This is a genomic window from Nocardiopsis salina YIM 90010, from assembly GCF_000341025.1.
Taxonomy (GTDB): domain Bacteria; phylum Actinomycetota; class Actinomycetes; order Streptosporangiales; family Streptosporangiaceae; genus Nocardiopsis; species Nocardiopsis salina.
On sequence record NZ_ANBF01000194.1, the window covers coordinates 1 to 23,440 of the forward strand.

Below are 23,440 nucleotides of genomic sequence, written 5' to 3' on the forward strand. Positions count from 1 at the left end.
GACGGCTGCGGCCCCGGGACGTCCTCGGCGAAGGGCTCGTGGGTCCCGCCCCGGGCGGACTCGGTGTCCGGGTCCGGCCCGTGCTGTTCGTGCTGTGCCACCGGAGCTCTCCTGCGTTGAGGGGTCGGAAGAGGTCGGACCCGAGAGACGCTCGGGCCCCGCCTCGGGGTTCACTCGGCATCACTCATACCCGTCACCGGCAGCGCAAGCATCACGTCCGCGACCCCCTCCGACGACGCGGATCCAGTTACCTCCCGGCCCTCGAAGTCGGTGGTCCGGATCGATACGGTCGGATCCATGTACGCGATCACCGTCACCGAACCCGGTGGCCCCGAGGCCCTCGCCTGGTCCGAAGTCCCCGACCCCGTCCCCGCCGAGGGCGAGATCCTGGTCGAGATGGCAGCCACCGCCGTCAACCGCGCCGACGTCGCCCAGCGGGAGGGCCGTTACCCGCCGCCCGCGGGCGCACCGGAGTACCCGGGGCTGGAGTGCTCGGGTACTGTCGCCGCCCTCGGCCCGGGGGCCGAGGAATCCGGATGGTCGGTCGGCGACCGCGTGTGCGCACTCCTGTCCGGCGGGGGTTACGCGGAGAAGGTCGCGGTCCCGGCCGGCCAGCTGCTGCCGGTGCCCTCGAACATCGGGCTCGTGGAAGCCGCGAGCCTGCCCGAGGTCGCCTGCACGGTCTGGTCGAACCTGGTCATGGTCGGCGGGCTGCGCTCCGGCGAGACCGTCCTGGTCCACGGCGGCGGCAGCGGGATCGGCACGTTCGCGATCCAGTTCGCCCGCTCCCTGGGCGCACGGGTCGCGGTCACGGCCGGCAGTGAGGAGAAGCTGGACTCCTGCCGCCGGCTCGGCGCGGAGATCACCGTGAACTACCGCACCGAGGACTTCACCGAGCGCCTGCGCGAGGAGGGCGGCGCCGACCTGATCCTCGACATCATGGGCGGCTCCTACCTCGACAAGAATCTGCGTTCACTCAACACCGGGGGTCGCGTCACCACGATCGCGCTCATGGGAGGCCGCAGCGCGGAACTGGACCTCGGCCGTATGCTCGCAAAGAGGCTCTCCGTGCACGCGACCACGCTGCGTTCCCGGCCCGCCGATGAGAAGGCGGCGATCGTCGCGGGGGTACTGGAGCAGGTCTGGCCGCTGGTCGAGGGCGGCGACATCCGTCCCGTCGTCGACCGTTCACTGCCGATGCACGACGCGCCCGAGGCGCACCGTGTCATGGAGGCCAGTGAGCACACCGGCAAGATCCTCCTCACACGCTGACGGTGTTCGGACGGGAAGGGAACCCATGAGCAACGAGGACCACGAACAGGAGCAGCCCCGGGTTCTGCTGATGGGCGAGCAGCAGGACGGTGACGGGTCCGGAGGTGAGGGTTCCGAGGAGCCGCGCACCCTGGCCGACATGGTCGAGCAGCCGGCGAAGGTCATGCGTATCGGCAGCATGATCCGCCAACTCCTGGACGAGGTGAAGGCCGCACCGCTGGACGACGCGAGCCGGGCGCGGCTCAAGGAGATCCACGAGTCCTCCATCAAGGAGCTGGAGGACGGCCTGGCCCCCGAACTCATAGAGGAGCTGGAGCGGCTCACCCTGCCCTTCGCCGAGGGGTCCTCACCCAGCGACGCCGAGCTGCGTATCGCCCAGGCGCAGTTGGTGGGCTGGCTCGAGGGGCTCTTCCACGGAATCCAGACGACCCTGTTCGCCCAGCAGATGGCGGCTCGTGCACAGCTGGAGAATATGCGCAAGGCCTTGCCCCAGGGGATGGCTGCGGGCATGCAGCAGGCGCAGGGCCCCGGGGACCAGGGGGAGGGCCGTCTGGGCGGCCCCTACCTCTGACCCGGCCCGTACACGAAGCGAGCCCGCCCCGGATCGTCTCCGCGGCGGGCTCGTTGCTGGTTCGGGAGGCTCAGCCCTTCTTGGCGGGGCGCACCGGCTCCAGAACGTCACGGCCCACGTAGGGGCGCAGCGCCTCGGGCACCACGACCGAACCGTCCTCGCGCTGGTGGTTCTCCAGGACGGCGACGATCCACCGGGTGGTGGCGAGGGTGCCGTTCAGGGTCGCGGCGAAGCGGGGCTTGCCGTCCTCGTCCCGGTACCGGATGTTGAGCCGGCGGGCCTGGAACTGGGTGCAGTTCGAGGTCGACGTCAGCTCGCGGTAGGTCCCCTGCGTGGGGACCCAGGCCTCGCAGTCGTACTTGCGGGCGGCGCTGGTGCCCAGGTCGCCGCCGGCGATGTCGACGACACGGTAGGGCAGCTCGAGCTTGTCGAGCATGGTGCGTTCCCATGCCAGCAGCCGCTCGTGCTCCTCATGGGCACGGTCCGGGTGGGTGTGGACGAACATCTCCACCTTGTTGAACTGGTGCACGCGGATGATGCCGCGGGTGTCCTTGCCGTAGGAGCCGGCCTCGCGGCGGAAGCAGGACGACCACCCGATGTACCGGCTGGGCAGGGAGTCGCCGGACAGGATCTCACCGGCGTGGTATCCGGCGAGCGGAACCTCGGAGGTCCCGACCAGGTAGAGGTCGTCGTCCTCCAGGTGGTAGACCTCGTCGGAGTGCTCACCGAGGAAACCGGTGCCCTCCATCGTCTCGGGCTTGACCAGCACCGGAGGGATCATCGGTGTGAAACCGTCGCCGATGGCCTGGTTCATGGCCATGTTGAGCAGCCCGAGCTCGAGCTGGGCCCCCACACCGGTGAGGAAGTAGAACCGCGCACCGGAGACCTTTGCGCCTCGCTCGGTGTCGATGGCACCGAGCATCTCGCCGAGCTCGAGGTGGTCGCGGGGGGTGAAGTCGAACGCGCGGGGCTCGCCGACGGTGTCCACGACACGGAAGTCGTCGACGCCGCCCTCGGGTGCGCCCTCGACGAGGTTGGGGACCTTGCCCAGCAGGGCGTCGAGCTCGTCACCGAGCCGCCCGGCCTCGGCCTCGGCCTCCTTGACCTGGGCCGCGAGCGCCTTGGCCTGGGACAGCAGCTCCTCGCGCTCCTCCGCAGAGGCCTTGGACACCGACTTACCGACACTCTTCTGCTCGGCCCGCAGGGTCTCGAACCGTGTGAGGGCGGAGCGGCGGTCGGAGTCGAGTTCCAGCAGCCGGTCCGCGACGGAGGGGTCCTCTCCACGGGCACGCTGCGAGGCTCGGAGTCGTTCGGGGTCGTCTCGGAGTGCGCGAAGGTCGATCACGCCTTGCAGGTTACCCCCAGGCTCCCTCCGGGCCGACATCTTTCCCGGAGTCACGTCATGACCGCACCGCTCCCCCGTCCCACCGGATGACGGAGCGCCCGGGCCTGCCCGGGCGCGCGGCGAGACCACGAGGGAGGGCCTGCGTGAAGCCGTTGAACACGATGACCGCCGAGGAACTGGCCGCTGCGTTGGACGCGCTGAACGCCCGGTTCCCGCAGGACGAGGCGCTGCGGTTGGCACTGCACCGCGAGATGCAGCGGGCGGCACAGGAAGAGTGGATGTTCGAGGAGGCCGAGGGTGCCGCGCACTGATCCCCGGCCGGGTGATCGGCTCCTCAGTCGACCTGCCCGGCCCGCACGCGCGCCAGCCAGCGCTCGGCCTCTGCGAAGTCGGCCTCGGTCGTGGGCCGGGGCCGCAGGCGCGGCTCGAGTTCGGTGGGCCGTGCGCTGCGCGGATAGCTCCCGAGGAAGCGCACGTCCCGGCAGACGCGGCGCAGACCCATGAGCGCCTCGCCGACCCGGGAGTCGGCGACGTGGCCCTCGGCGTCGATGCAGAAGCAGTAGTCGCCGAGCGCATCACCGGTGGGCCGCGATTCCAAACGGGTGAGGTTGACCCCGCGCACGGTGAACTGATCGAGCACGTCCCCGAGGGCACCGGGGCGGTCCTGGGCGATGAAGGCCACCAGCGAGGTCAGGTCGGAACCGGTGGGCTCGGGCAGCGCCCCGGGACGGGTGATGTAGATGAACCGGGTCGCAGCGTCGGCGCGGTCGCCGATCCCGGTGGCCAGGGCCTGCAGTCCGTAACGCTCACCGGCGATGACGGCGCAGATCGCCGCGTCGTAGGGGGCACCGGGTTCGGCGACGGCGCGGGCCGCGGCAGCCGTGGACGAGACCGTGTGGGTGTCGGCGTCGGGCAGGTGCCCGGACAGCCAACGGCGGCACTGCGCCAAGGCGTGCGGATGGGTGGCCACGCGTTTGACGTCGGCGAGGACGGTGCCGGGGCGGGCGTAGAGAGCAAACTCCACGGGCACGGACGTCTCATCGGTGATCATCAGCGGATCGCCGTTGACGAGCTCGGCGATGGTCGCGGTGACACTGCCCTCGACGGAGTTCTCCAGCGGGACCACCCCGCCGTCGACCCCGCCCGAGCGCACGCCGTCGAAGACGGCCGCGACACCGTCGCAGGGAACACGCGCCTCCTCCGGTGCATCGGGGTGGAGAGCGCGCAGAGCGGCCTCGGTGAACGTGCCCTCGGGGCCGAGGTAGGCGTATCGCTTGGCCATGCCTCTCAGGCTACTCGCCTCCCCAGGTGTGCGGCCCCTCACCTGGGAGGTGACCGGCGCGGGAGAAAACGCTGACGGGTTCATCGCCGCTCGTCCACGAACCCGAGGGCCGGGGACGAGCAGTGCCGAGACCGCCGGTGGTTCCGCCCGCGGGCCCGTACCCCAGCCGTGCCGAGCGCACGGCCCGGTACTCCTCGTTGCTGAGCAGGCCCTCCCCCTCGCCGGCGATCACGGCCTTGGCGTAGGTGCGTGCCTCCGTACGGCCGTTGATACTGGTGAGCACGACCCCGTCGCCCTGGCCGTCGAGCAGGGCCACGGAGAAGGAGCGCGCCCCCGACATCTCCTCGAGGGCGTCGTAGTGCACCACCGCCACGTCGCGGACGGCACGAGGATCCACGCCCGAAGAGCGGACCTCGAAGTCACGGTTGAGCAGGGCACGGTTCTCGCCCTCCAGCGTGCGGACCCTTGCGCAGGCGACCGCCGCGCACGCGAGTGCGCCCAGCGCCGCGGCCATACTGAGGAAAACCAGGAAGACAACCACGGCGCGACCGTAGCGTGACCGAACGCATGCACGTGGAGACTCCGAGCGATCGCGCCCGGTTCGTGACCTGACGGGAAAGACCGATTCAGTACGCCGATCGTGTCCGGCCGCGCAGTCCTGTACGCGCCAGAGCCCGCCGTGCCGCGGGCCCGGCACCGCGAACGGCCAGGGCGCGAGCCACATCCGTGAACTGGTGGGCGCGGTGCAGTTGGGCGCGCAGGTCGGTACCGGTGGCCCGGTGTTCCAGAGGGACCTCGATCTCGACCACACGCAGGCCCGCGCGCAGGACGTCGATGGTCAGACCGGTCTCGGCCCCGAACCCGCGGGCCAGCGGACAGGCCGCCTCGAAAGCCGCGCGGCTCAGACAGCGCTGACCGTTGAGCGGCTGCTCGGGCTCCCAGCCCGTGGCCCGGCGCACCCCGCCGCGTGCCAGGCGCACGACGAACCCGTGCCCGCCGAGGCGGGCACGGGTTGCGGGAAAGAGGGCGATGGACATGTCCGCGCTCTTGTCGACGACCGGCTCGAGGAGCGGAGCGGCGTCCGCGGCGGTCTCCCCGAGGTCGGCGTCGAGGAAGAGGAGATGGCGGGGCACGAGACCGACCCGATCCTCGCGCGCTTCCACCTCGGCGACGGCCCCGGCACCGGTCTCCATCGCGGCTCCCTTGCCCCTGTTGCGCGGATGGCGCACGACGCGGGCCCCGGCCTCACGCGCAAGGACCCCGGTGCGATCGGTCGATCCGTCATCGACGACGAGAACCAGATCCACGCCGGGGAGGGAGCGGGCGGCCTCGACTGTCCGGCCGACCCTGAGCTCCTCGTTCTTGGCTGCGATGATCACGGCGACCGCAGAACCCTCCGGGCCATCGCCCGTCTCGCGTCCCACGCCGGCGCGGTCAGGCGCCGGGGCCGGTGTGAGCCGAGAGGGTCCCGAGGTCCGGATGGATGGTGAAGACCTCATCCAGCCCGGTGACCTCCAGCACCTTGGTGACAGCGGGTTTGGGTGCGACGAGTTCGAGGTCGCCCTCGTTGTCGCGGGAGCGCTTCATCGCCGAGAGCAGCACACTGATGCCTGTCGAGTCACAGAACTCGACCCTCGACATGTCGATGACCAAGCGCCGTGCCCCGTCCTCCAGGGCCCCGACGAGTTCGTCGCGCAACTGGGGTGCCGTGTACAGGTCGACCTCACCGCCCACAGTTACCACTGCGACGTCGTCCTGAGATCGGCTCGATATCTTCAACTCCACAGTCGTGACTGTAGCGTCCTCCACGACCACCAGCCACCTCGTTCACGGCGTTTCCCGACTTCGCCGTGGGTCCGCGGCCGCACCGGGCGAGGCACACCGGGCTTCGGATCGTGCGGTGGAGAAGGGGCTGTCAGAGCAGAGCGCTGCCGGCAGCTGCGTTGCCCTGCGCCCCAACGGGGACCTCGACGACGGCGGGGTCGCCGGGGGTGTCGGAGGCGACGTCGTCAGCCGATACCGCTTCGGCGCCGGAACCCTTGTCCACTAGGTCGTCGTCGGTGATCTCCAGGACCGCCCACACCGTGGTGGTGTTGCCGTCCATCTCGGTGCCCCAGCGGCCGGCGAGGGCCTGGACGATGCCGAGGCCGCGGCCACCGAGACCGGAGACGGAGGGCTGGGCCACACGGGGCATGGTGCTGGATCCGCCGTCCCGCACCGAGATCTCCACCCACCCTGTGGAGGCCGAGGCCGGGTCGAGCCCGGCGCGCCAGGCGACACCGACGCTGTCCTCGTCGGGCGCGGGAAGAGGAGCGGCGTGGCGCAGCGCGTTGCTGACCAGTTCGCTGAGGACGAGGGCGGCGTCGTCGACACGGTCATCGCCGAGCCCGATCCCGGTGAGGTCGTCCTGGAGCAGCTTGCGCGACCCGGTGACACTGGAGGGGACGTAGGGAAGGGTGACGTTCCGCTCGACCTCGTGCCGGCGCTCCCCGTCTTCGGGTGAGGTTCTGTCTCCTGCCACGGCTTTTGTCCCTGAGCGTTCGTACTGTAGCGAGCAGGGTGGGAGCCACCGAAGTGTGACGGCCGCGTCCACCAGGGGTGGAAATGCCCCGATCACCCAGCTCGAAAACGTGAGACCGGAGCGCCTCAGGCCTCCCCACCGGCATCGGGGCGCTCGGAACGCTTACTCAGCAAGGCTTCGGTGCTTTTTGAGATTTTTGTTGTTTCCTGTGCTGATCGGGACAACCGTGACGCCTGTGGCTCACCACCCTTGACCAGCGGTAGAGCCAACCGCACGCGGGTTCCCCGGGCCATCCCCTGGGCGGTGACGTCGCCGCCCTGTTCCCGGGCGAGCTGGCGCACGATGTAGAGCCCGATACCGATCCCACCGAACTTGCGACGGTCGCCGCGGACGCCCGACTGCACGAAACGGTCGAAGACCCGCTCCTCGTCACCGGGGTGCAGGCCCATGCCCTCGTCCTCGATGGTCACCACCGCACGATCGCCCTCGGCCTGCACGCTGACGTGCACAGTTCCACCTCCGGGCGAGAACTTGAGCGCGTTGTCCAGGAGCTGGTCCATGATCATGCCGGTGGCCAGCGGGTCGCCCACCGCGGGAGGCAGGGGAACGCAGCCCTCCATCAGCACGTCGTGGCGTTCGGACAGCGGCCGGAAGGCCGAGACCGCCTGGTGGAGCAGCTCGTGCAGGTCGAACGGGACCTGCTTGACGTTCAGCTCGCCCCGGGCCACGTCCGACCCCAGACTGAGCCGTTCCACGAGCGCGACCAGCGAACGCGACCGCTCCACGATGGTCTCGACCGCCTCCCGCTGTGCCTCGGCTTCCAGGTGCCCCCACCTCGTGCGCAGCGTGGAGGCCAGCCCGTGGATCACGGTGATGGGCGTGCGCAGCTCGTGACCGGTCGTGGCCAGGAACAGCTCCTGGTCGTCCTCCATGTGCTTCTGCGCGGTGATGTCGCGGAAGTCCACGACCCACTCGTGGGTGCGGGGGATCCGAGCCATGAGGATCTCCAGCCAACGGCCGTCGTCGAGCTTGTGCTTGATCGGCTCGCCGTGGCATGCGGGGATCGGGAACGGAGGGTGCCTCCCGGCCATCGTCTCGGTGCTGTATCCGGTGAGTTCGACCGCTGAACGGTTCCACTTGCGCACACGACCGTCGAAGTCCAGGACCGCGATGCCGTCCGCGCTGGAGTCGGCCACCACCTGTTCGTGCAACCGTTGTCGGTCGGTCTCCTCGTAGGCCAGGGCGTTTCCGATGGCCACCCCTGCGTGCGCGGCGAGGAGTTCGAGCAGTTCCAGCTCCACGTGCCCGACCTTGCGTCGGCTGTACAGGGCGTAGAGCGCTCCGTAGGGGCGGCCGTGCACGTTGGACACACACAGCGCGATCGTGTGCAGGCCGGGCAGGTCGGCCCAGATGAGGTCCTGCAGTCCCCGGGTGTCCTCGTTCGCCAGCAGCACGGACTTGCCGCTGCGCAGGAGTTCCCCGAACAGGCTGGTCTCCAGGGGCGCACTGAAACCCTGCAGGTTGTCGGGGAGCTCGCTGAGACTGACCAGTTCCACGCGGTCCTCGTTGAGCAGGACGAATCCGCCGGCGTCGGCGCCGGTGAGCTCGGTGATGCTGCCGGAGAGACGGTCCAGCACCGACTGGAGACTGAGGTCGGCGTTGATGTCCACGACCATGTCGGTCAGACGCCGCACCAGACGGGCACGCTCCATGGCCGCGGTGTGCACATCGGTCTCGTTCTCTCGCGGGTAGAGCGTGAGCACCCATCCGCGCCATGCCCCGGTGTCCCCGTCGCGCGCAGCAGCCGTACTGATACGCACGTCCACAGCACCGCGTTCCTTGTGCAGGCGGCGCGTGACGATCGACAGCGGAGACCCGGCGCGGGCCTGCTCCAGGACGGCGCCGTGCTCGGCCTTGAGCTCGCCGGGCACGATGGGCAGCTCCCGCCCCAGGACCTCCTCACGGGACCATCCGAGCATGCGTTCGGCCGCCGGGTTCCAATCGGTCACCCGGGACTCGTCGTCGATCACGATCACGGCGTCGGCCGCGGAGGCCAGGACGTCGTCGGCGCTGAGGGGGTCGCGCTCGGAACTCACGCGGTCATAGTGCCACTCGGGAGCGCCCGAGTGGCAGGCCTTTGCGTAATCGGTGGGAATCGGCCACCTGAATCGGTCAGATCACCCGGGGTTCGTCACCGCCGGTGGACTCCATGTCACGCTCGGAACCGGCCCAGTCCTGCATGCCCCCGGCCACGTTGACGGCGTCCCACCCGGCCTGGTTGAGCGCCGTCGCGGCCTGGCCGGAGCGCCCGCCGGAGCGGCAGATCACGTAAATCTTCTGGTCCTGCGGTACCTCGATGGCACGGTCGCCCAGGGTGCCGAGCGGGATGTGGACGGCGCCGGGAGCGTGGCCGGCGTCCCATTCGTCGTTCTCGCGGACGTCGAGGAGGAAGGCGTTCTCCGGTACGTCGGAGGCCGCGACCTCGGGAATGTCACTGCCGAACATGTTCGTGTTCCCCCTGTTTGTACGGGTCGTGGGAAAAAACTGCGCCCGGTGGGAACCGTATCGCCGTGGGTGCACGTCCAAGACACATGCGTATGCACACCCTCGCGACCACGCTGCCGACCCGCCTCGCCGCTCTCGCAGCCCTCGGCCTGCTCCTCACGGCCTGCGGCAACGATTCCTCCGAGGTGAACGCTCCCGCCCCCGACAACGACAACGGCGAATCGACCGAAGCCCCCGGGAACGAGGGCGACGACGCCGACAACGAAGACGACGGAGAGGCCTCCGGCGACGCCGAGGTCGAGCTGACCATCGAACGTTCCCTGAGCGAAGACGAGTCCCTGGAGCCCGCCGAGGGCTTCGAGGAAGGCACGTACACGCTCACCTGCGGCCCTGAAGGCGGGGACCACCCCGACGTCGAGGCCGCCTGCGCCCAGATCGAGGAGTCCGGCGAGGAGCCGTTCACCCTCGACACCAGCGACATGGCGTGCACCATGCAGATCGGCGGCCCCGAGGAGGCCCACGTGACCGGCCAGGTGCACGGTACCGAGATCGACACCGAGTTCAACCAGCGCAACGGCTGCGAGATCGAGCGTTTCGAGGAGCTCGACGCAGTACTCAACCCCTGATCGTCCACCGAGTACAGGAGGGGCGGGCCGTGGGCCCGGCCCCTCCTTCTGTGCGGCCGGACGTACCCCGCAGGCGTACACAGAAAATCCCGCGGGGTGTACGGTCTGGGACCGACCCCGCGGGATCATGGTGGGCGAGGAGGGATTTGAACCCTCACGTCCTTTCGGACACACGGACCTGAACCGTGCGCGTCTACCGTTCCGCCACCCGCCCGGGTGACAACCATCATGTTGTATGTGCGGGTTGCAGGGCCTTTCGGGCCCGTGCCCCTTGCGACATGAATAAGGCTAGCACGGCCTGAAGGTGGCTTGCACACTCGTTTACGACCACTCTCCACCTGCCACTCACCACCGGAGGGCAGCGCTCCGGGGGGTGCGACTGAAAGCAGGGGGACCCGAGCCCGGTTACGATCGTTTACACATACGGAGTGGAGTACAAAGGGAGGTACCTCGTGGGAGTGCTCCAACGCTTCGAGCGCAGGCTTGAGGGCATGATCGAAGGCACCTTCGCGATGGCCTTCAAGTCGGAGCTCCAACCGGTCGAGGTGGCGAGTGCCGTCCAGCGGGAGATGGACGAACGCGCGGCGATCGTCGCCCAGGGCCGGACCCTGGTCCCGAACGACTTCATCGTGGAACTCTCGGGCAGCGACAAGGAGCGCCTTGAGGTCTACGCCGACAGCCTCGGTCAGGAGCTGTCGAAACTGGCACGCGACTACGCGACCGAACAGGGTTACTCCTTCGTCGGCCCGGTCCGTGTCCACTTCCGGTCCGACGACGGCCTCAAGACCGGGCGCTTCCGCATCCGGTCCGGCGTCGTCCGGGGCAGCATGATCGACAAGGACGGCGAGGTCCGCCAGCCGGTCGGAGAGCCCGGCCAGAGCAGCGGCCCGCAGCAGGCCGGCCGACCCCGCCTGCTGATCTCCCCCGGCGGCGCCACCGCCGAGGGCAGCATCGCCAGCCATGGCATGCAGCAGTCCTTCGAACTGACCACACCTGTCACCCTTCTGGGCCGCGGCACCGACTGCGACCTCCGGCTGGTGGACAACGGGGTGTCCCGGCACCACGTCGAGATCCGTCTCGACGGCGACGAGGCCGTCCTGGTCGACAAGGGCTCGACCAACGGCACCTTCGTCAACGGCCAACAGGTGGGCCAGGTCCGTCTCGTCGACGGCAGCAGGATCAGCCTGGGCCGCACCACGATGACGTTCCGTAGGGACTGACCTGCATCGGGCTCGGCAACGACCGTCAGAGCCGCGGGATTCGCAACCAACCGCGTTCCGGCGGCGTCTGACAGGTCGGGCCCCGGGTCCGGCGGAGATCGGACCCGCTGTCGGATATCCGTCCGGGCGGGTAGTCTCCGCGAAGACCCGACCCATCGGGCACACTGTCCGCTACCCGACGGGCGCGGAAGCAGGTATCTCGACCACTCACCGACCCGAAGGTGGGGAAGAAGCGGTGGCGGCGCGCAGGCCCGCTACCACGGCCGGAGCACGACAGGGGCTGAAGAGCAGTTCGATGTCCAACTTGACACTCATATTGATCAAGGTCGCGTACCTCGTGGTGCTTTGGCTCTTCGTCCTCATGGCGGTCGGGGTCATCAACACCGACCTGTTCGGGCCGAAGAAAAAGAAGAAGGGCAAGAAGAAGCCCCGCCCCTCGGCGCGCCCCGCTCCCGGCCGGGCCGCGTCCTCCCAGTCGTCGCGGCCCTCCCGCTCTCGACGCAACGAGCCCACGGTCCTCGCCGTGACCCAGGGGCCCCTCTCAGGGACCACCGTCGACCTGGGCTCCCAACCCATCCTCATCGGACGCGCGCCCGACTCGACCCTGGTCATCACCGATGACTACGCCTCGGGGCGCCACGCACGCGTCTACTCCGACAACGGCCGCTGGTTCGTGGAAGATCTCAACTCGACGAACGGCACCTACCTCGGCCAGCAGAAGCTGAATCGCCCCCAGCCCATCACGGTGGGTCAACCCATCCGTATCGGCAAAACCGTCCTGGAACTGCGCAAATGACCATCGCTCTCCGATACGCGGCGTACTCCGACGTAGGATGCCTCCGCGAAGGCAACGAAGACTCCGGCTACGCCGGCCAGCACCTCCTCGCGGTCGCCGACGGCATGGGCGGTTACGCCGGCGGCGAGGTGGCCAGCTCCATCGCCATCTCCACGATCCGCCGCCTCGACACCGAGAACCCTCGATCCGACGAGATGGTCGAGGTCCTCCAGAACGCCGTCGTGCAGGCCAACTCCTCGCTCTCGCAGCGGATCATGGAGGAGCCCCAGCTCGAGAACATGGGGACCACGCTCACGGCCATGCTGTGGGCCGAGGGCCGTGTCGCCCTTCTCCACATCGGTGACTCCCGCGCCTACCTGCTGCGCGGCCAGGTGTTCAAGCAGATCACCCACGACCACACCCTGGTGCAGACCCTCGTCGACGAGGGCAAGATCACCGAGGAGGAGGTCGCCACCCATCCGCAACGCTCACTGATCCTGCGCGCCCTCGACGGCAAGAGCCCGGTCGACCCCGACGTGTCGATCAACGAGGCCGAGGTCGGTGACCGCTACCTCCTCTGCTCCGACGGGCTGAGCGGTGTGGTCAGCCCGAAGACCATCCGCGAGACCCTCGAGGCCGAGTCCGACCCGCATGCTGCGGGGCGCAAGCTCATCGACCTGGCGATCCGCGGGGGCGGCCCGGACAACATCACCGCTGTCGTCGCGGACGTCATCGAGGCCGACGCCGACCCCACCGGGCCCAGCCACGGCAGCCAGGTCGTCGGCGCGGCCGACCAGCGTCGCGAGGGCGTCGACGAAGGCAGCGACACCCCTGCCAGACGCGCGCGCGACCTGCGCGAGAACGGCAGCGACACCGCCGAGATGGACCCCGTCGAGGAGGAGCACCGCGACTACGGTGAGCCCTACGGCGACCCGTACGAGGAAGGCCGCGGCAACGGTGACGAGACCGAGTACCGCCGGCGCCGCTGGTGGCCGATGGTCCTCGTCTTCCTGCTCGTGGTCGTCCTGGTGGCCGGGATCGGTTACTACTTCGGCAACAGGTACGTCCAGGACCAGTACTTCGTCGGCCCCTCGAGCGAGGGGGAGACGGTCAGCGTCTACCAGGGCATCGACACCAACATCGCCGGGATCGACCTCTCCGACGAGATCGAGACCAGCGACATCCGCATCGACGCCCTGAGCACCTCCGATCGCGAAGCGGTCAACGGCACCGTGCCCTTCGAGAACGAGCAGGACGCGGTCGACCACCTCGACACACTCCGCGAGAACATCGACGAGAACCAGAACGCCGGCGCCACCGGCAACGCTCCTGATGCCGACATCGGTGCGGAGACCGGAACCGACGGCGGTACCGACCCCGGCGGCACCGACGAGGGCTCCGAGGAAACCGGGTGACGCCATGAGCACAGCGGCCCCCGAGGCACCCACCGAGCTACCCCCGGTCCAACGGCGCAACGCCGAACTCACCCTCATCGGCGTGACCATCGTGGTCACGATGGGGGCCATGGCCGTGGCCGGACTCAACCTCAACGGGCAGGTACCCGGCGCGATGTGGGGTTACGGCCTCCTCTTCGGAGCCATGGCCCTGGCCACCCACATGGCACTGCGCTGGATCGCACCGTACGCCGACCCGCTGATCCTGCCGTGCGCGCTGTTCCTCAACGGGATCGGCGTCGCGATGATCTGGCGCCTGGACGCCGCCGACTCCGGTGACATCGAGCACGCCGGCATCGGGATGCAGCTCGTCTGGACGGCCGTGGGCATGACCCTGTGCATCGCCCTGCTGTTCTTCCTCAAGGAACCGCGGATCCTGCAGCGCTACACCTACATCAGCGCGCTGGCCGCGATCGTTCTCATCGCCCTGCCGATGCTCCCGGTCATCGGGATCTCCGAGTACGGTGCCCGCCGATGGATCGGCGTCGGCGGCTTCACGATCCAGCCCTCGGAGTTCGCCAAGATAGCCCTGGTCATCTTCCTGTCGTCGTACCTGGTCACCAAGCGCCAGGTGCTGTCGCTGGCGGCCAAGGAGATCAAGGTCGGCCGGTTCAAGATCCTCGACCTGCCCCGCGCCCGCGACTTCATGCCGATGGTCGTGGGCTGGGTCATGGCGATCGGCCTGCTGGTCGTCACCAAGGACCTCGGGAGCTCGCTGCTGCTGTTCGGCACGTTCCTGGCGATGCTGTACGTGGCCACCCAGCGTTCGTCGTGGGTGATCATCGGCGTGAGCGTGTTCGTGTTGGCCGCGGCCATGGCCTTCCAGCTCTTCTGGCACTTCGAGCAGCGCGTCAACATCTGGTTCAACGCCTTCGACCAGGAGGTCTACGACGCGGTCGGCGGCAGCGCCCAGCTCGTGCAGGGCCAGATCGGCATGGCCTACGGCGGCCTGTTCGGCACCGGCCTGGGCGGCGGCGACGCACACAACATCTTCGCGGCCGACAGCGACTTCGTCCTTGCCTCGATCGCCGAGGAGCTGGGGCTGACGGGGCTCATGGCCATCCTCGTGGTCATCTTCCTGCTCGTGCAGCGGGGCATGCGCATCGCGCTGGCCTCCCGCGAGCTGTTCATCAAGATGCTGGCGAGCGGTCTGGCCATCGTCACGTGCTTCCAGGTCTTCGTCGTTCTCGGCGGCCTGCTGCGCATCATCCCCCTGACCGGTATGACAACGCCGTTCCTGGCCGCGGGCGGTTCGGCGCTCATGGCGAGCTGGCTGATGATCGGCCTGCTTCTACGTATGAGCGACAACGCGCGCCGCCCGGCGCCCAAGGCGATCCAGGACGAGGGGGCCACACAGGTGATCCGACGATGAACACACCCATCCGGCGCCTCGCCGTCTTCTCCATGATCCTGTTCGGCGCCCTGATGCTCCAGGCCACCTGGATCCAGGGTTTCCAGGCGGACGCGATCCGCGAGGACCCGCTGAACAGCCGCCAGTACAGCGAGCGCCTCACCGAGCAGCGCGGCCCCATCCAGGTCGCGGGGGAACCGGTGGCCTACTCCGAGGACATCTCGGAGGAGGACGACCCGTCCCGCTACCAGCGCATGTACAACGGCGAGGACCTCTACACGCCCATCGTCGGTTCCTTCCGCAGCTACGGCGCCTCCGGCATCGAGGAGGCCGAGAACTCGCTCCTGGACGGCTCCGACGACCGCCTCGCCGCCCGCAACCTGCGCGATATCCTCACCGGGCACGACCCGGGCGGTGCGCGCGTGGAGCTCACGCTCGACCCCGAGGTCCAGCAGGCCGGGTACGACGGGTTCGTCGACGAGGGCAAGAACGGCGCCGCAGTGGCCCTGGACCCGAACAGCGGCGAGGTCCTGGGCGCGGTCTCTTATCCCTCCTACGACGCCAACGACGTCGTGAGCATCGACGACCAGGAGAGCGCCGTCGACAACTACGTCGAGCTGGAGCAGGACGAGGGCAAGCCGCTGCTCAACCGCGCTCTCAACGAGCGGTACCCCCCGGGGTCGACCTTCAAGGTCGTCACCGCGGCCGCCGCGATCGAGAACCTGGACGCGTCCGCCGACAGCACCATGGACGCCCCCGACACGCTCGACCTGGGGCGCCCGCTGCCCAACGCGACACCGGGCGGCACCTGCAACAACGGCCAGCCCGACAGCCTGGCTCACTCGATCCAGATCTCCTGCAACACGTCGATGGCCAACTGGGCGATCGAGATGGGCGGCGCACCGCTCAGCGAGCAGGCGACCGCGTTCGGGTTCAACCAGGACGAGGTGCTGGAGACCCCGCTGGAGGCCACCCCGAGCCTCGCGCCCGAGGAGGACGACCGCAACGTCCTCGGTCGCGCGGGCATCGGGCAGGGCAACGTCGAGGCCACGCCGCTCCAGATGGCGATGGTTTCGGCCGGCATCGCCAACTCCGGCGAGGTCATGACGCCCTACGTCGTGGACCGGATCCAGGAGCCGAACGGGGAGTCCACGCTCTCCTCCACCGAGTCGGAGCCCTACAGCACGGCGACCAGCGCCAGCACTGCCCAGACCCTCACGGACATGATGGTGCCCGTCACCGAGCAGGGCGGGTCCGGCACCAACGCCGCCATCGACGGCATGGACGTCGCCGGCAAGACCGGTACCGCCGAGACCGGCGGTGAGGACGGCACACACAACTGGTTCATCGGTTTCGCGCCCGCCGACGACCCCGAGGTCGCCGTCGCGGTCGTGATCGAGCACGGCGGCGGCAGCGGAAACGAGAACGCCGCTCCGATCGCACGGCAGATGATGGAGGCAGTGGTCCAGGAGTGAGCGCCAACGAGCCGTCTTCCCGCAACGGTCCCCCGGAGCTCGCGGGGACCGTGCTGAGCGACCGTTACCGACTCGAGGAACAGGTCGGTTCCGGCGGCATGGGCACGGTGTGGAAAGCCACCGACACCCTGCTCAACAGACCGGTCGCCGTGAAGCTGCTGCACCCGGCCCAGATGGCCGAGCCGACGGCGCGGGAACGGTTCCGTACCGAGGGGCGGATCACCGCCGGCCTCTCCCACCCGGGCATCGCCCAGGTCTACGACTACGGCGAGGAGGAAGGCCGGGCCTTCCTCATCATGGAGCTGGTGGTCGGTGAGCCGCTCTCCCAGATCCTGCGTGAGAACGGCCACCTGACGCCGGACCGCACCCTGGACTTCGTGTGCCAGGCGGCCAAGGCGCTCGCGGCTGCGCACGCGCGCGGTGTGGTGCACCGCGACATCAAGCCGGGCAACCTGCTGGTGACCGAGGACGACCAGCTCAAGCTGACCGATTTCGGGATCGCACGAGGCGACATGTCGGTCACTCTGACCCAGACCGGCATGGTCATGGGCACGGCGCAGTACATCTCGCCGGAACAGGCCTCCGGGCGGCCGGCGACCTCCTCCTCCGACCTGTACGCGCTCGGTGTGGTGGCTTACGAGTGCCTGGCCGGGCAGCCACCCTTCACCGGGGACAGCCCGGTCGCTCTGGCGCTCGCGCACACCCGCGAGGAACCGCCGGAGCTTCCCGTGCACGTGCCCGCGGAGGTCGACGGCCTGGTCTCGTCCATGCTGCAGAAGGCCCCCGACGACCGCCCCTCCTCTGCGAGTGAGGTCGCCCATACGGCCGCGGTGATCCGGTCCAACGCCGGAACGGGCCCGCCGACCCCCTCGACGGGATTCCAGGGCATGGCCCAGACTGCCGTCGTGGCGGCCGTTCCCGAACCAGGAACCGCCGAGGAGGGTGGCCCCGAGGGCGTTCCTCCAGGCCAGGACAGTGTCTCGGATACCCTGGGCGAGGATCAGGACCAGGGTGGCCGTATCAAGATGCCTGTGGTCCTCGCGGCCGTCGCGGCGACCGTTCTCATCGTGTCCGCCGTGGTGGCCGGTTTCCTGTTCGGGGGCGATACGGAGGAGACGGGCGCAGCACGCGACCAGGTCGGCACCCAGGACCAGGTCGAGGCTCCCTCCCCCACTCCGACACCGGAGCAGGAGGAGACCGAGACGCCCGAGGTCCCCATCGAACCCGAGGGACCGCCGCAGGACGACGACTGGTCGACCGGTCCTCCGGAGACCGGCCCTCCGCCGACCCAGGAACCCGACGAGGAGACCGAACAGCCGACGTCCCCGCCCGAGGAGGACGAGGACGACGGACAGGAGGAGCCCCCTCCCGAGGACGAGACCCCTCCGGAGGACGAGGAGCCTCCGCCCGAGGACGAGACCCCTCCGGGTGACGAGAACGACGACGGATGACCGACACCAGAGTGACGTGGCATTGGGCGAGAGACGCTCAGCGTAGGAGGCGGTCCGCGGCCGGCCGCCGGAAGACACGAGGATAAGTGCACGACATGTCCCAGCCCCGGCTCCTCGGAGGCCGCTACGAGCTCGACGAGATCGTCGGGCGTGGCGGCATGGCCGAGGTACACCGCGCACGCGACCTTCGCCTCGACCGGCTCGTCGCGATCAAGACCCTACGACACGACCTGGCCAAGGACCACGTGTTCCAGGCCAGGTTCCGCCGTGAGGCACAGTCCGCGGCCTCCCTGAACCACCCGGCGATCATCGCGGTCTACGACACCGGTGAGGACATGATCGACGGGGTCTCGATCCCGTACATCGTCATGGAGTACGTGGACGGGCGCACGCTCAAGGAACTGCTGGACGACGACCGCCGGCTGCTGCCGGACCGCTCCGCGGAGCTGGTCGACGGGGTCCTGAACGCGCTGGAGTACAGCCACGGCAACGGGATCGTGCACCGGGACATCAAGCCCGCCAACGTCATGCTCACTCGCAGTGCCGACGTGAAGGTGATGGACTTCGGCATCGCGCGTTCGATGTCCGACGACCAGGCCACGATGACGCAGGCCTCGCAGGTCATCGGTACCGCTCAGTACCTCTCCCCGGAGCAGGCGCGCGGCGAGCGCGTCGACCCGCGCAGCGACATCTACTCGACCGGGTGCGTGCTCTACGAGCTACTCACCGGCGGCCCACCGTTCACCGGTGACTCCCCGGTCTCCATCGCCTACCAGCACGTGCGCGAGGACCCGGTCCCGCCGAGCGAGGTGGACCCGCAGGTCCCGCAGTGGTTGGAGGACGTCACACTCCGGGCGATGACCAAGGACCGCGAGGAGCGCTACCAGAACGCCGCGGAGATGCGAGCGGACATCCAGCGCGGTCTACAGGGCATGCCCACGCAGGCCGGGACGATGATGATGGGCGCCGCCGGTGCGGGCGCGACCACGACACTGCCTCCGGCGGACTACAGCGACGACTACGAGGACGACGACCGCTACGACGACCGCAGGGGCGGGGGAGGCAAGAAGGCCCTGTGGCTGTTGCTGCTCATCGGTGTCATCGGCGCGCTCGCCCTGCTGTTCTGGCTGTTCAACCGGGAGGGTCCGGCCGCGGAGGAGGCCTCGATCCCCGACGTGGTGGGCCAGACCGAGGAGGAGGCCCGTACCACACTCGGAGACGAGGGCTTCGAGGACATCAACACCGAGGAGCAGACCGACGAGGACGCCCAGGAGGGCACGGTCCTGGAGACCAACCCCGAGGCGGGTGAAGAGATCCCGGTGACCGATCGGGTCACCCTCGTCATCTCCGAGGGCCAGGGCGACACCGAGGTCCCGTCCGTCGAGGGCCAGAGCGAGTCCGACGCGATGAGCACCCTCAACGACGCCGGTTTCGAGAACGTCAGCACGGAGGAGCAGGCCAGCACCGACGTCCCGCAGGGCACGGCGATCGGCACCGATCCGGCCGCCGGCCAGGAGGTCGCCTCCGACAGCTCGATCACGCTCCAGGTCTCCTCGGGCCCGGAACAGGTCGAGGTGCCCGAACTCGAGGGCCAGACCGAGGAGGACGCGGTCTCGACCCTGGAGGGGCTGGGCCTGGAGGCGCAGACCGAGGAGCAGGAGGACGACGGTGCCCCCGAGGGCACGGTCCTCTCCCACGCTCCGGCCGCGGGGCAGTCGGTCAACGCCGGTTCCACGGTGACGCTCATGATCGCCTCCGCGCCCGAGGACGACAACGGCGATGAGGACCCCACCGAGGATCCCACGGACGATCCGACCGACAACGGCCCCGGCATCCCCGACCTGCCGACCGGCGATCCGGGCCCCCCGGACGAGCCGGAGTCACCCGAGGATGACGACATGGTCCGCCCCCAGGACGACCAGTGACCGACCGGTGCCCCGCGGCCCGACGTGTACTCCAACGGTGGTCGCAACACCCCGGGTCTTGGGAGGTTGCGGCCGCGGGGCACCGTCGTCCCTGCCCGCCGGGCCTGCCGGTGACGCAGGCTTCCGGCTGGGCGTAGACTGTGCGCACATTTTCCGAACCGCCCCACCTCTTTGGAGCAGCGACCGTGCCCAAGTCCCGCAACGATCGCAAGAAGAAGGCTGTTTACACTCCGCCTCCTTCCAAGGAGAAGCCCAAGGTCAGTCCCCCCTGGCTGGTGCCCGTCATGCTGGGCTCCTTCATCCTGGGCATCCTGTGGATCGGCGTGTACTACATCGCGGGTTCGCACATCCCCTACATGCAGGACTGGCACAACTGGAACCTGCTCATCGGGTTCAGCGGCATCATCCTGGCGGTCATCCTGTCGACGCGCTGGCACTGACGCCCCACAGCGGTCCGCCCCCCGCGAGCAACCCGGCGGCGCACCTCGCAGACAGACGAAAGGCCCGGGAGAGGACGACGGTCCCCTCCCGGGCCTTCGGTGTGTTCCCGGCCGGTCTCAGCTCAGAAACCGAGAGCCGGCCACACGAGCACCGGCCCTCCGATGAGCAGCGCGGCGAGCAGCACGGCGTAGGCCGCGGTCATCGACGTGTGCACCAGGGTGCGCCTGCAGTGGTCGGTCCGTCCCCTGGGCAGCAGTGCGAAGACCGCGCCCACCGCGAAACCGGCGACGAGGCCGCCGATGTGCGCGGTCCAGGAGATGTTGGGGACCAGGAACGTGATCCCCAGGTTGACCACCAGCAGGACGAGGATCATCCGCATGTCCAGGCCCAGGCGGCGACCGGTCACGAACGCCGCGCCGAATAGCGCGAAGATCGCCCCGGAGGCCCCGATGGACAGCTGGCCGGGAGCGGCCAGGAGGCTCAGCGCCGACCCCGAAAGCGCACCCAGCAACCACAGGGCGAGGAACCGGCCGTGGCCGAGCCACCGCTCGAGCGCGTTGCCGAGCAGGAAGAGCGCGTACCCGTTGAACAACAGGTGGAAGATGCCCCCGTGCAGGAACGCCGAGGCGATGAGCCGGTACCAGTCCCCTCCCAGGTACACCCAGTAGCCGTGCATCCCCAGGTCGGACACGATGCCGGGCATCAGCTGCTGCAGCACGAAACCGACCGCGATGAGGCCCAGGAGCGTCCACGTCACGTACGGCTTCTCGATGACCCTGCCGCCGAAGACGGTCCGGGCCTGCCGCATGCTGCGGTTCCCCTCCGCGACACAGTCCGGGCAGTGGAACCCCACGGCCGCCTCGACCATGCAGTCGGGGCAGATGGGGCGTCCACAACGGGTGCAGCTGACCCCGGTCTCCCGTGCGGTGTGCCGGTAGCAGGTGCGGGGCGCGGGTCTGTCCCCTGTGGGTGACGCACCGGTCGGCGGTGGGGGCTCACTCATGGCCGGTCTCTCACTCCCGTGGTTCTATCGGGTGATCTCGACGCTGTTGATCACCACGTCCTCGCGGGGCCGGTCCTGGGAGTCGGTGGCGACCTGCGAGATCTGGGTGACGATGTCGTCGCCCTCGACGACCTCACCGAAGATGGTGTGGCGGCCGTCGAGCCAGTAGGGCTTGTCCACGGTGATGAAGAACTGCGAACCGTTGGTGCCGGGGCCGGCGTTGGCCATGGCCAGCAGGAACGGACGGTCGAAGCGCAGGTTCGGGTGGATCTCGTCCTTGAACGTGTACCCGGGGCCACCGCGGCCGGTGCCGAGCGGGTCGCCGCCCTGGACCATGAAGCCGTCGATGACGCGGTGGAAGATGGTGCCCTCGTAGAGGCTGCTGTTGGAGGGCTTGCCGGTGGTGGGGTCCATCCACTGCTTGGAGCCGTCGGCCAGGCCGATGAAGTTGGCGACCGTCTCGGGAGCCTCCTCCTCGAAGAGCTTGACGACGATGGTTCCCTTGGAGGTGTTCAGCCGCGCGGTGGGCTGACCCTTGGAGTCCGACACCTGCGTGCCTTTCGGTCGAGTTCGCGTACGTGCTCACGTTACCCGTCCGGTACCCGCGCTTCGCCGGAACCCGGTGACCTGTGGACAATCCCGTCCCGAACGACACCGAGCTACTACCTGTTCCCGGGTCGTAGCGTCACGCGCGGTGTTGAAACACAGATCACAGACGGAGAGGACGTAAGTTGAGATAACACCCGGGTAACAGGGAAGGACGGACGGCAAGCCGCCCGTACGGCACTGCCCGCCGTCCACGGGTGGAGGCCGCTGACGATCTCTATCGAAGGAGCTGACGACGTGCCCATCACCACGAAGCGTCGCAAGGCACAGAAGGAGGCCGAGGTGGCCATCGACCGCCTCCAGGACCTCGCCCGCGAACAGGCCGAGCGCCTCGGCCCGTACGCCGACCAAGCGCGCGACCAGGCCTCTTTGAAGCTCCTCCAGGCCCGAGGCTGGACGGCCCCCCGGTTGGAGACCGCCGCCCAGCGGGTCGAGGACACCGTCGCCCCTCGTGTGGCCGACCTCCTCACCACCGCCGCTCAGCGGGTCGACCCCAAGCCGCCCCGTCGCGGTCTGCGCGTACTGCGCCAGAACCGCAGGCTCTCCCGCACTCTGCTGATCGGCGGCGCGGCCGTCGTCGGCGGTGTCGTGGTCTACTCGCTGGTTCGCATGCGCCAGGCGTCGCAGGACGCCGAGTGGCAGGAGCACCTGGACCAGGCGCGTGACCAGGTCCGCGAGACCCGCGAGAACCTGGAGGCGAAGGCGTCCGAGGCCACCGACAAGGCCAAGGCCACCAAGGACACGGCCAAGGAGAAGGTGCGGGCCACGACCGGGTCGGACCAGGACGGTTCCTCCAAGTCCTAGTCCGATGTCCGGTGGGCGCACAGCCCGCCGGCCATCCCCCATGACGCGGGTCGGTGGCGGGGCCTTCGGGCCCCGGCCCCTCACTTGTCCTTGAGGAGGCGGAAGAACATCGGGTAATGCCAGTTCTTCCCCATCAGGCTCGCGATCCCAGCGACCGCCGGCAGGATCATCCACCCGGTGACGACGTACAGCAGCACCGCCACCGGAACCGCGATGAGCGCGCCCAACAGGACCGCCGGCGCCCCCGCCAGTGCCACCGGCCCGAGGGCCCAGAAGAGCGCGATCGGCGTGATGAGCAGGGCGCTGGCCGTCCCGGCGATGACACAGAAGAGTTGGAAGTTGAGCGCCTCCATCGCCTGCCGCCGCACGTACCAGGACGTCTTGTCGCTCACCATGAAGAGCAGCAGCGGCACCACGAAAGGCAGGTAGTAGTGGCTGGCGTGCCCCACCGCGGAGATCACCCGTTCGGCCGGGCCGTACTCGGGCTCCGCCTGCTGCCCGTGCACGCCGGGCACGCTCGCTCCGGGCTGCCCCTGTGAGGGAAGCGGCCCGAGGTCCGCGGTGAGGGGTTCCAGTTGCGAGGGGTACTTGGCGCTCATCGCCGCGTCGACCCGCTGCCCGAACTCGTCGTCGTCGATCTGGCCCTTGCTGTAGGCCTCCCGGAGCACCTCGGCGACCTCGTCGCGGTCGGCGTGCGAGAGGCGCATTTCGGGGGTGCCCCCGCGGTACGGCCGGGGCCGGTCGGTGTGGCCTCGATGTTCGTCCACCGCCACGTCACCCTCCCTCACGACATCGGGACGCGACCCGTCGGGG

The 23,440-nt window shown here is 69.2% G+C and carries 24 protein-coding genes and 1 tRNA gene; 13 read left to right on the plus strand and 12 right to left on the minus strand.

Annotated elements, in window-relative coordinates:
* Positions 1 to 297: 297 nt before the first annotated feature.
* Positions 298 to 1,272 (plus strand): NAD(P)H-quinone oxidoreductase, encoded by a 975-nt coding sequence (locus tag D474_RS0122515; protein WP_017615746.1) that lies wholly within the window; start codon positions 298 to 300, stop codon positions 1,270 to 1,272.
* A gap of 25 nt (positions 1,273 to 1,297) precedes the next feature.
* A complete protein-coding gene (locus tag D474_RS0122520; protein ID WP_017615747.1) occupies positions 1,298 to 1,843 on the plus strand; it encodes a bacterial proteasome activator family protein in 546 nt (181 codons plus the stop codon).
* Positions 1,844 to 1,913: 70 nt separating this feature from the next.
* Here D474_RS0122520 and serS read toward each other — a convergent pair whose 3' ends face one another.
* Entirely contained in the window at positions 1,914 to 3,188 is a 1,275-nt protein-coding gene (serS, locus tag D474_RS0122525) for a serine--tRNA ligase (protein ID WP_017615748.1), read from the minus strand.
* Between the two features lie 143 nt (positions 3,189 to 3,331).
* On the opposite strand from serS, the gene D474_RS32850 reads away from it, so the two are divergent.
* Complete coding sequence (locus D474_RS32850; protein ID WP_017615749.1) at positions 3,332 to 3,499, plus strand: hypothetical protein; 168 nt, start codon at positions 3,332 to 3,334, stop codon at positions 3,497 to 3,499.
* 23 nt (positions 3,500 to 3,522) lie between these two features.
* Here D474_RS32850 and pheA read toward each other — a convergent pair whose 3' ends face one another.
* The 7 genes from pheA to D474_RS0122570 all read right to left on the minus strand — a co-directional run bounded on the left by pheA (position 3,523) and on the right by D474_RS0122570 (position 9,496).
* Positions 3,523 to 4,470 carry a prephenate dehydratase gene (pheA, locus tag D474_RS0122535; RefSeq protein ID WP_017615750.1) on the minus strand — a complete coding sequence of 316 codons (948 nt, stop codon included), beginning with the start codon at positions 4,468 to 4,470 and terminating at the stop codon, positions 3,523 to 3,525.
* 10 nt (positions 4,471 to 4,480) lie between these two features.
* Positions 4,481 to 5,011, minus strand: a complete 531-nt coding sequence (locus D474_RS29690) for a DUF4446 family protein (protein WP_239647150.1) — start codon at positions 5,009 to 5,011, stop codon at positions 4,481 to 4,483.
* Between the two features lie 85 nt (positions 5,012 to 5,096).
* Entirely contained in the window at positions 5,097 to 5,849 is a 753-nt protein-coding gene (locus tag D474_RS29695; protein ID WP_017615752.1) for a glycosyltransferase family 2 protein, read from the minus strand.
* Between the two features lie 55 nt (positions 5,850 to 5,904).
* A complete protein-coding gene (locus D474_RS0122555; RefSeq protein ID WP_193374040.1) occupies positions 5,905 to 6,255 on the minus strand; it encodes an STAS domain-containing protein in 351 nt (116 codons plus the stop codon).
* Between the two features lie 130 nt (positions 6,256 to 6,385).
* Positions 6,386 to 6,991: an ATP-binding protein gene (locus D474_RS0122560; RefSeq protein WP_017615754.1), complete on the minus strand. Its 606-nt coding sequence runs from the start codon at positions 6,989 to 6,991 to the stop codon at positions 6,386 to 6,388.
* Positions 6,992 to 7,116: 125 nt separating this feature from the next.
* The gene (locus D474_RS0122565; protein WP_017615755.1) at positions 7,117 to 9,087 is read right to left on the minus strand and encodes a PAS domain S-box protein; all 1,971 of its coding nucleotides are present in this window, start codon (positions 9,085 to 9,087) and stop codon (positions 7,117 to 7,119) included.
* Between the two features lie 76 nt (positions 9,088 to 9,163).
* Positions 9,164 to 9,496 (minus strand): rhodanese-like domain-containing protein, encoded by a 333-nt coding sequence (locus tag D474_RS0122570; RefSeq protein ID WP_017615756.1) that lies wholly within the window; start codon positions 9,494 to 9,496, stop codon positions 9,164 to 9,166.
* Between the two features lie 86 nt (positions 9,497 to 9,582).
* Between D474_RS0122570 and D474_RS0122575 the strand changes: the two genes are divergently transcribed.
* Positions 9,583 to 10,122, plus strand: coding sequence for an SSI family serine proteinase inhibitor (locus tag D474_RS0122575; protein ID WP_017615757.1), 540 nt, complete (start codon positions 9,583 to 9,585; stop codon positions 10,120 to 10,122).
* 128 nt (positions 10,123 to 10,250) lie between these two features.
* On the opposite strand, the gene D474_RS0122580 is transcribed toward D474_RS0122575, so the two are convergent.
* A tRNA-Leu gene (locus D474_RS0122580) sits at positions 10,251 to 10,336 on the minus strand.
* Between the two features lie 238 nt (positions 10,337 to 10,574).
* Between D474_RS0122580 and D474_RS0122585 the strand changes: the two genes are divergently transcribed.
* The 8 genes from D474_RS0122585 (at position 10,575) to D474_RS0122620 (ending at position 20,213) form a co-directional block, all read left to right on the plus strand.
* Positions 10,575 to 11,342: an FhaA domain-containing protein gene (locus tag D474_RS0122585; RefSeq protein WP_017615758.1), complete on the plus strand. Its 768-nt coding sequence runs from the start codon at positions 10,575 to 10,577 to the stop codon at positions 11,340 to 11,342.
* A 295-nt stretch (positions 11,343 to 11,637) separates the two neighbouring features.
* On the plus strand, positions 11,638 to 12,138 hold the full coding sequence (locus tag D474_RS0122590) for an FHA domain-containing protein FhaB/FipA (RefSeq protein ID WP_193374041.1): 501 nt from the start codon (positions 11,638 to 11,640) through the stop codon (positions 12,136 to 12,138).
* A complete protein-coding gene (locus D474_RS0122595; protein WP_017615760.1) occupies positions 12,135 to 13,532 on the plus strand; it encodes a Stp1/IreP family PP2C-type Ser/Thr phosphatase in 1,398 nt (465 codons plus the stop codon). The genes D474_RS0122590 and D474_RS0122595 overlap by 4 nt, the downstream gene beginning before the upstream one ends.
* Before the next feature lie 4 nt (positions 13,533 to 13,536).
* The gene (locus D474_RS0122600; RefSeq protein WP_017615761.1) at positions 13,537 to 14,943 is read left to right on the plus strand and encodes an FtsW/RodA/SpoVE family cell cycle protein; all 1,407 of its coding nucleotides are present in this window, start codon (positions 13,537 to 13,539) and stop codon (positions 14,941 to 14,943) included.
* Entirely contained in the window at positions 14,940 to 16,397 is a 1,458-nt protein-coding gene (locus D474_RS0122605; RefSeq protein WP_017615762.1) for a peptidoglycan D,D-transpeptidase FtsI family protein, read from the plus strand. The genes D474_RS0122600 and D474_RS0122605 overlap by 4 nt, the downstream gene beginning before the upstream one ends.
* Positions 16,394 to 17,848, plus strand: coding sequence for a serine/threonine-protein kinase (locus tag D474_RS29700; RefSeq protein WP_017615763.1), 1,455 nt, complete (start codon positions 16,394 to 16,396; stop codon positions 17,846 to 17,848). The genes D474_RS0122605 and D474_RS29700 overlap by 4 nt, the downstream gene beginning before the upstream one ends.
* 95 nt (positions 17,849 to 17,943) lie before the next feature.
* Entirely contained in the window at positions 17,944 to 19,773 is a 1,830-nt protein-coding gene (gene pknB / locus D474_RS0122615) for a Stk1 family PASTA domain-containing Ser/Thr kinase (protein WP_040704232.1), read from the plus strand.
* 185 nt (positions 19,774 to 19,958) lie between these two features.
* On the plus strand, positions 19,959 to 20,213 hold the full coding sequence (locus D474_RS0122620; RefSeq protein WP_026118718.1) for a cell division protein CrgA: 255 nt from the start codon (positions 19,959 to 19,961) through the stop codon (positions 20,211 to 20,213).
* Positions 20,214 to 20,335: 122 nt separating this feature from the next.
* Here D474_RS0122620 and D474_RS0122625 read toward each other — a convergent pair whose 3' ends face one another.
* Both D474_RS0122625 and D474_RS0122630 read right to left on the minus strand, forming a co-directional pair.
* Complete coding sequence (locus tag D474_RS0122625; protein ID WP_239647151.1) at positions 20,336 to 21,022, minus strand: rhomboid family intramembrane serine protease; 687 nt, start codon at positions 21,020 to 21,022, stop codon at positions 20,336 to 20,338.
* Between the two features lie 219 nt (positions 21,023 to 21,241).
* Complete coding sequence (locus D474_RS0122630; RefSeq protein ID WP_017615767.1) at positions 21,242 to 21,766, minus strand: peptidylprolyl isomerase; 525 nt, start codon at positions 21,764 to 21,766, stop codon at positions 21,242 to 21,244.
* A 294-nt stretch (positions 21,767 to 22,060) separates the two neighbouring features.
* Here D474_RS0122630 and D474_RS0122635 point away from each other — a divergent pair, with 294 nt between their 5' ends.
* Complete coding sequence (locus D474_RS0122635) at positions 22,061 to 22,627, plus strand: hypothetical protein (RefSeq protein WP_017615768.1); 567 nt, start codon at positions 22,061 to 22,063, stop codon at positions 22,625 to 22,627.
* Positions 22,628 to 22,707: 80 nt separating this feature from the next.
* On the opposite strand, the gene D474_RS29705 is transcribed toward D474_RS0122635, so the two are convergent.
* Positions 22,708 to 23,440 (minus strand): DUF1707 and DUF4870 domain-containing protein (locus tag D474_RS29705; protein WP_338045297.1); only part of this gene is annotated, 733 nt, incomplete at its 5' end.

Bases quoted from the DNA above. Each gene is read 5' to 3' on its own strand.
- D474_RS0122515 (WP_017615746.1), top strand. From the start codon at position 298: ATGTACGCGATCACCGTCACCGAACCCGGTGGCCCCGAGGCCCTCGCC.
- D474_RS0122590 (WP_193374041.1), top strand. From the start codon at position 11,638: ATGTCCAACTTGACACTCATATTGATCAAGGTCGCGTACCTCGTGGTG.
- D474_RS0122605 (WP_017615762.1), top strand. From the start codon at position 14,940: ATGAACACACCCATCCGGCGCCTCGCCGTCTTCTCCATGATCCTGTTC.
- D474_RS0122575 (WP_017615757.1), top strand. From the start codon at position 9,583: ATGCGTATGCACACCCTCGCGACCACGCTGCCGACCCGCCTCGCCGCT.
- D474_RS0122595 (WP_017615760.1), top strand. From the start codon at position 12,135: ATGACCATCGCTCTCCGATACGCGGCGTACTCCGACGTAGGATGCCTC.
- D474_RS0122600 (WP_017615761.1), top strand. From the start codon at position 13,537: ATGAGCACAGCGGCCCCCGAGGCACCCACCGAGCTACCCCCGGTCCAA.
- D474_RS0122625 (WP_239647151.1), bottom strand. From the start codon at position 21,022: ATGCGGCAGGCCCGGACCGTCTTCGGCGGCAGGGTCATCGAGAAGCCG.
- D474_RS0122520 (WP_017615747.1), top strand. From the start codon at position 1,298: ATGAGCAACGAGGACCACGAACAGGAGCAGCCCCGGGTTCTGCTGATG.
- pknB (WP_040704232.1), top strand. From the start codon at position 17,944: ATGTCCCAGCCCCGGCTCCTCGGAGGCCGCTACGAGCTCGACGAGATC.
- D474_RS0122570 (WP_017615756.1), bottom strand. From the start codon at position 9,496: ATGTTCGGCAGTGACATTCCCGAGGTCGCGGCCTCCGACGTACCGGAG.
- pheA (WP_017615750.1), bottom strand. From the start codon at position 4,470: ATGGCCAAGCGATACGCCTACCTCGGCCCCGAGGGCACGTTCACCGAG.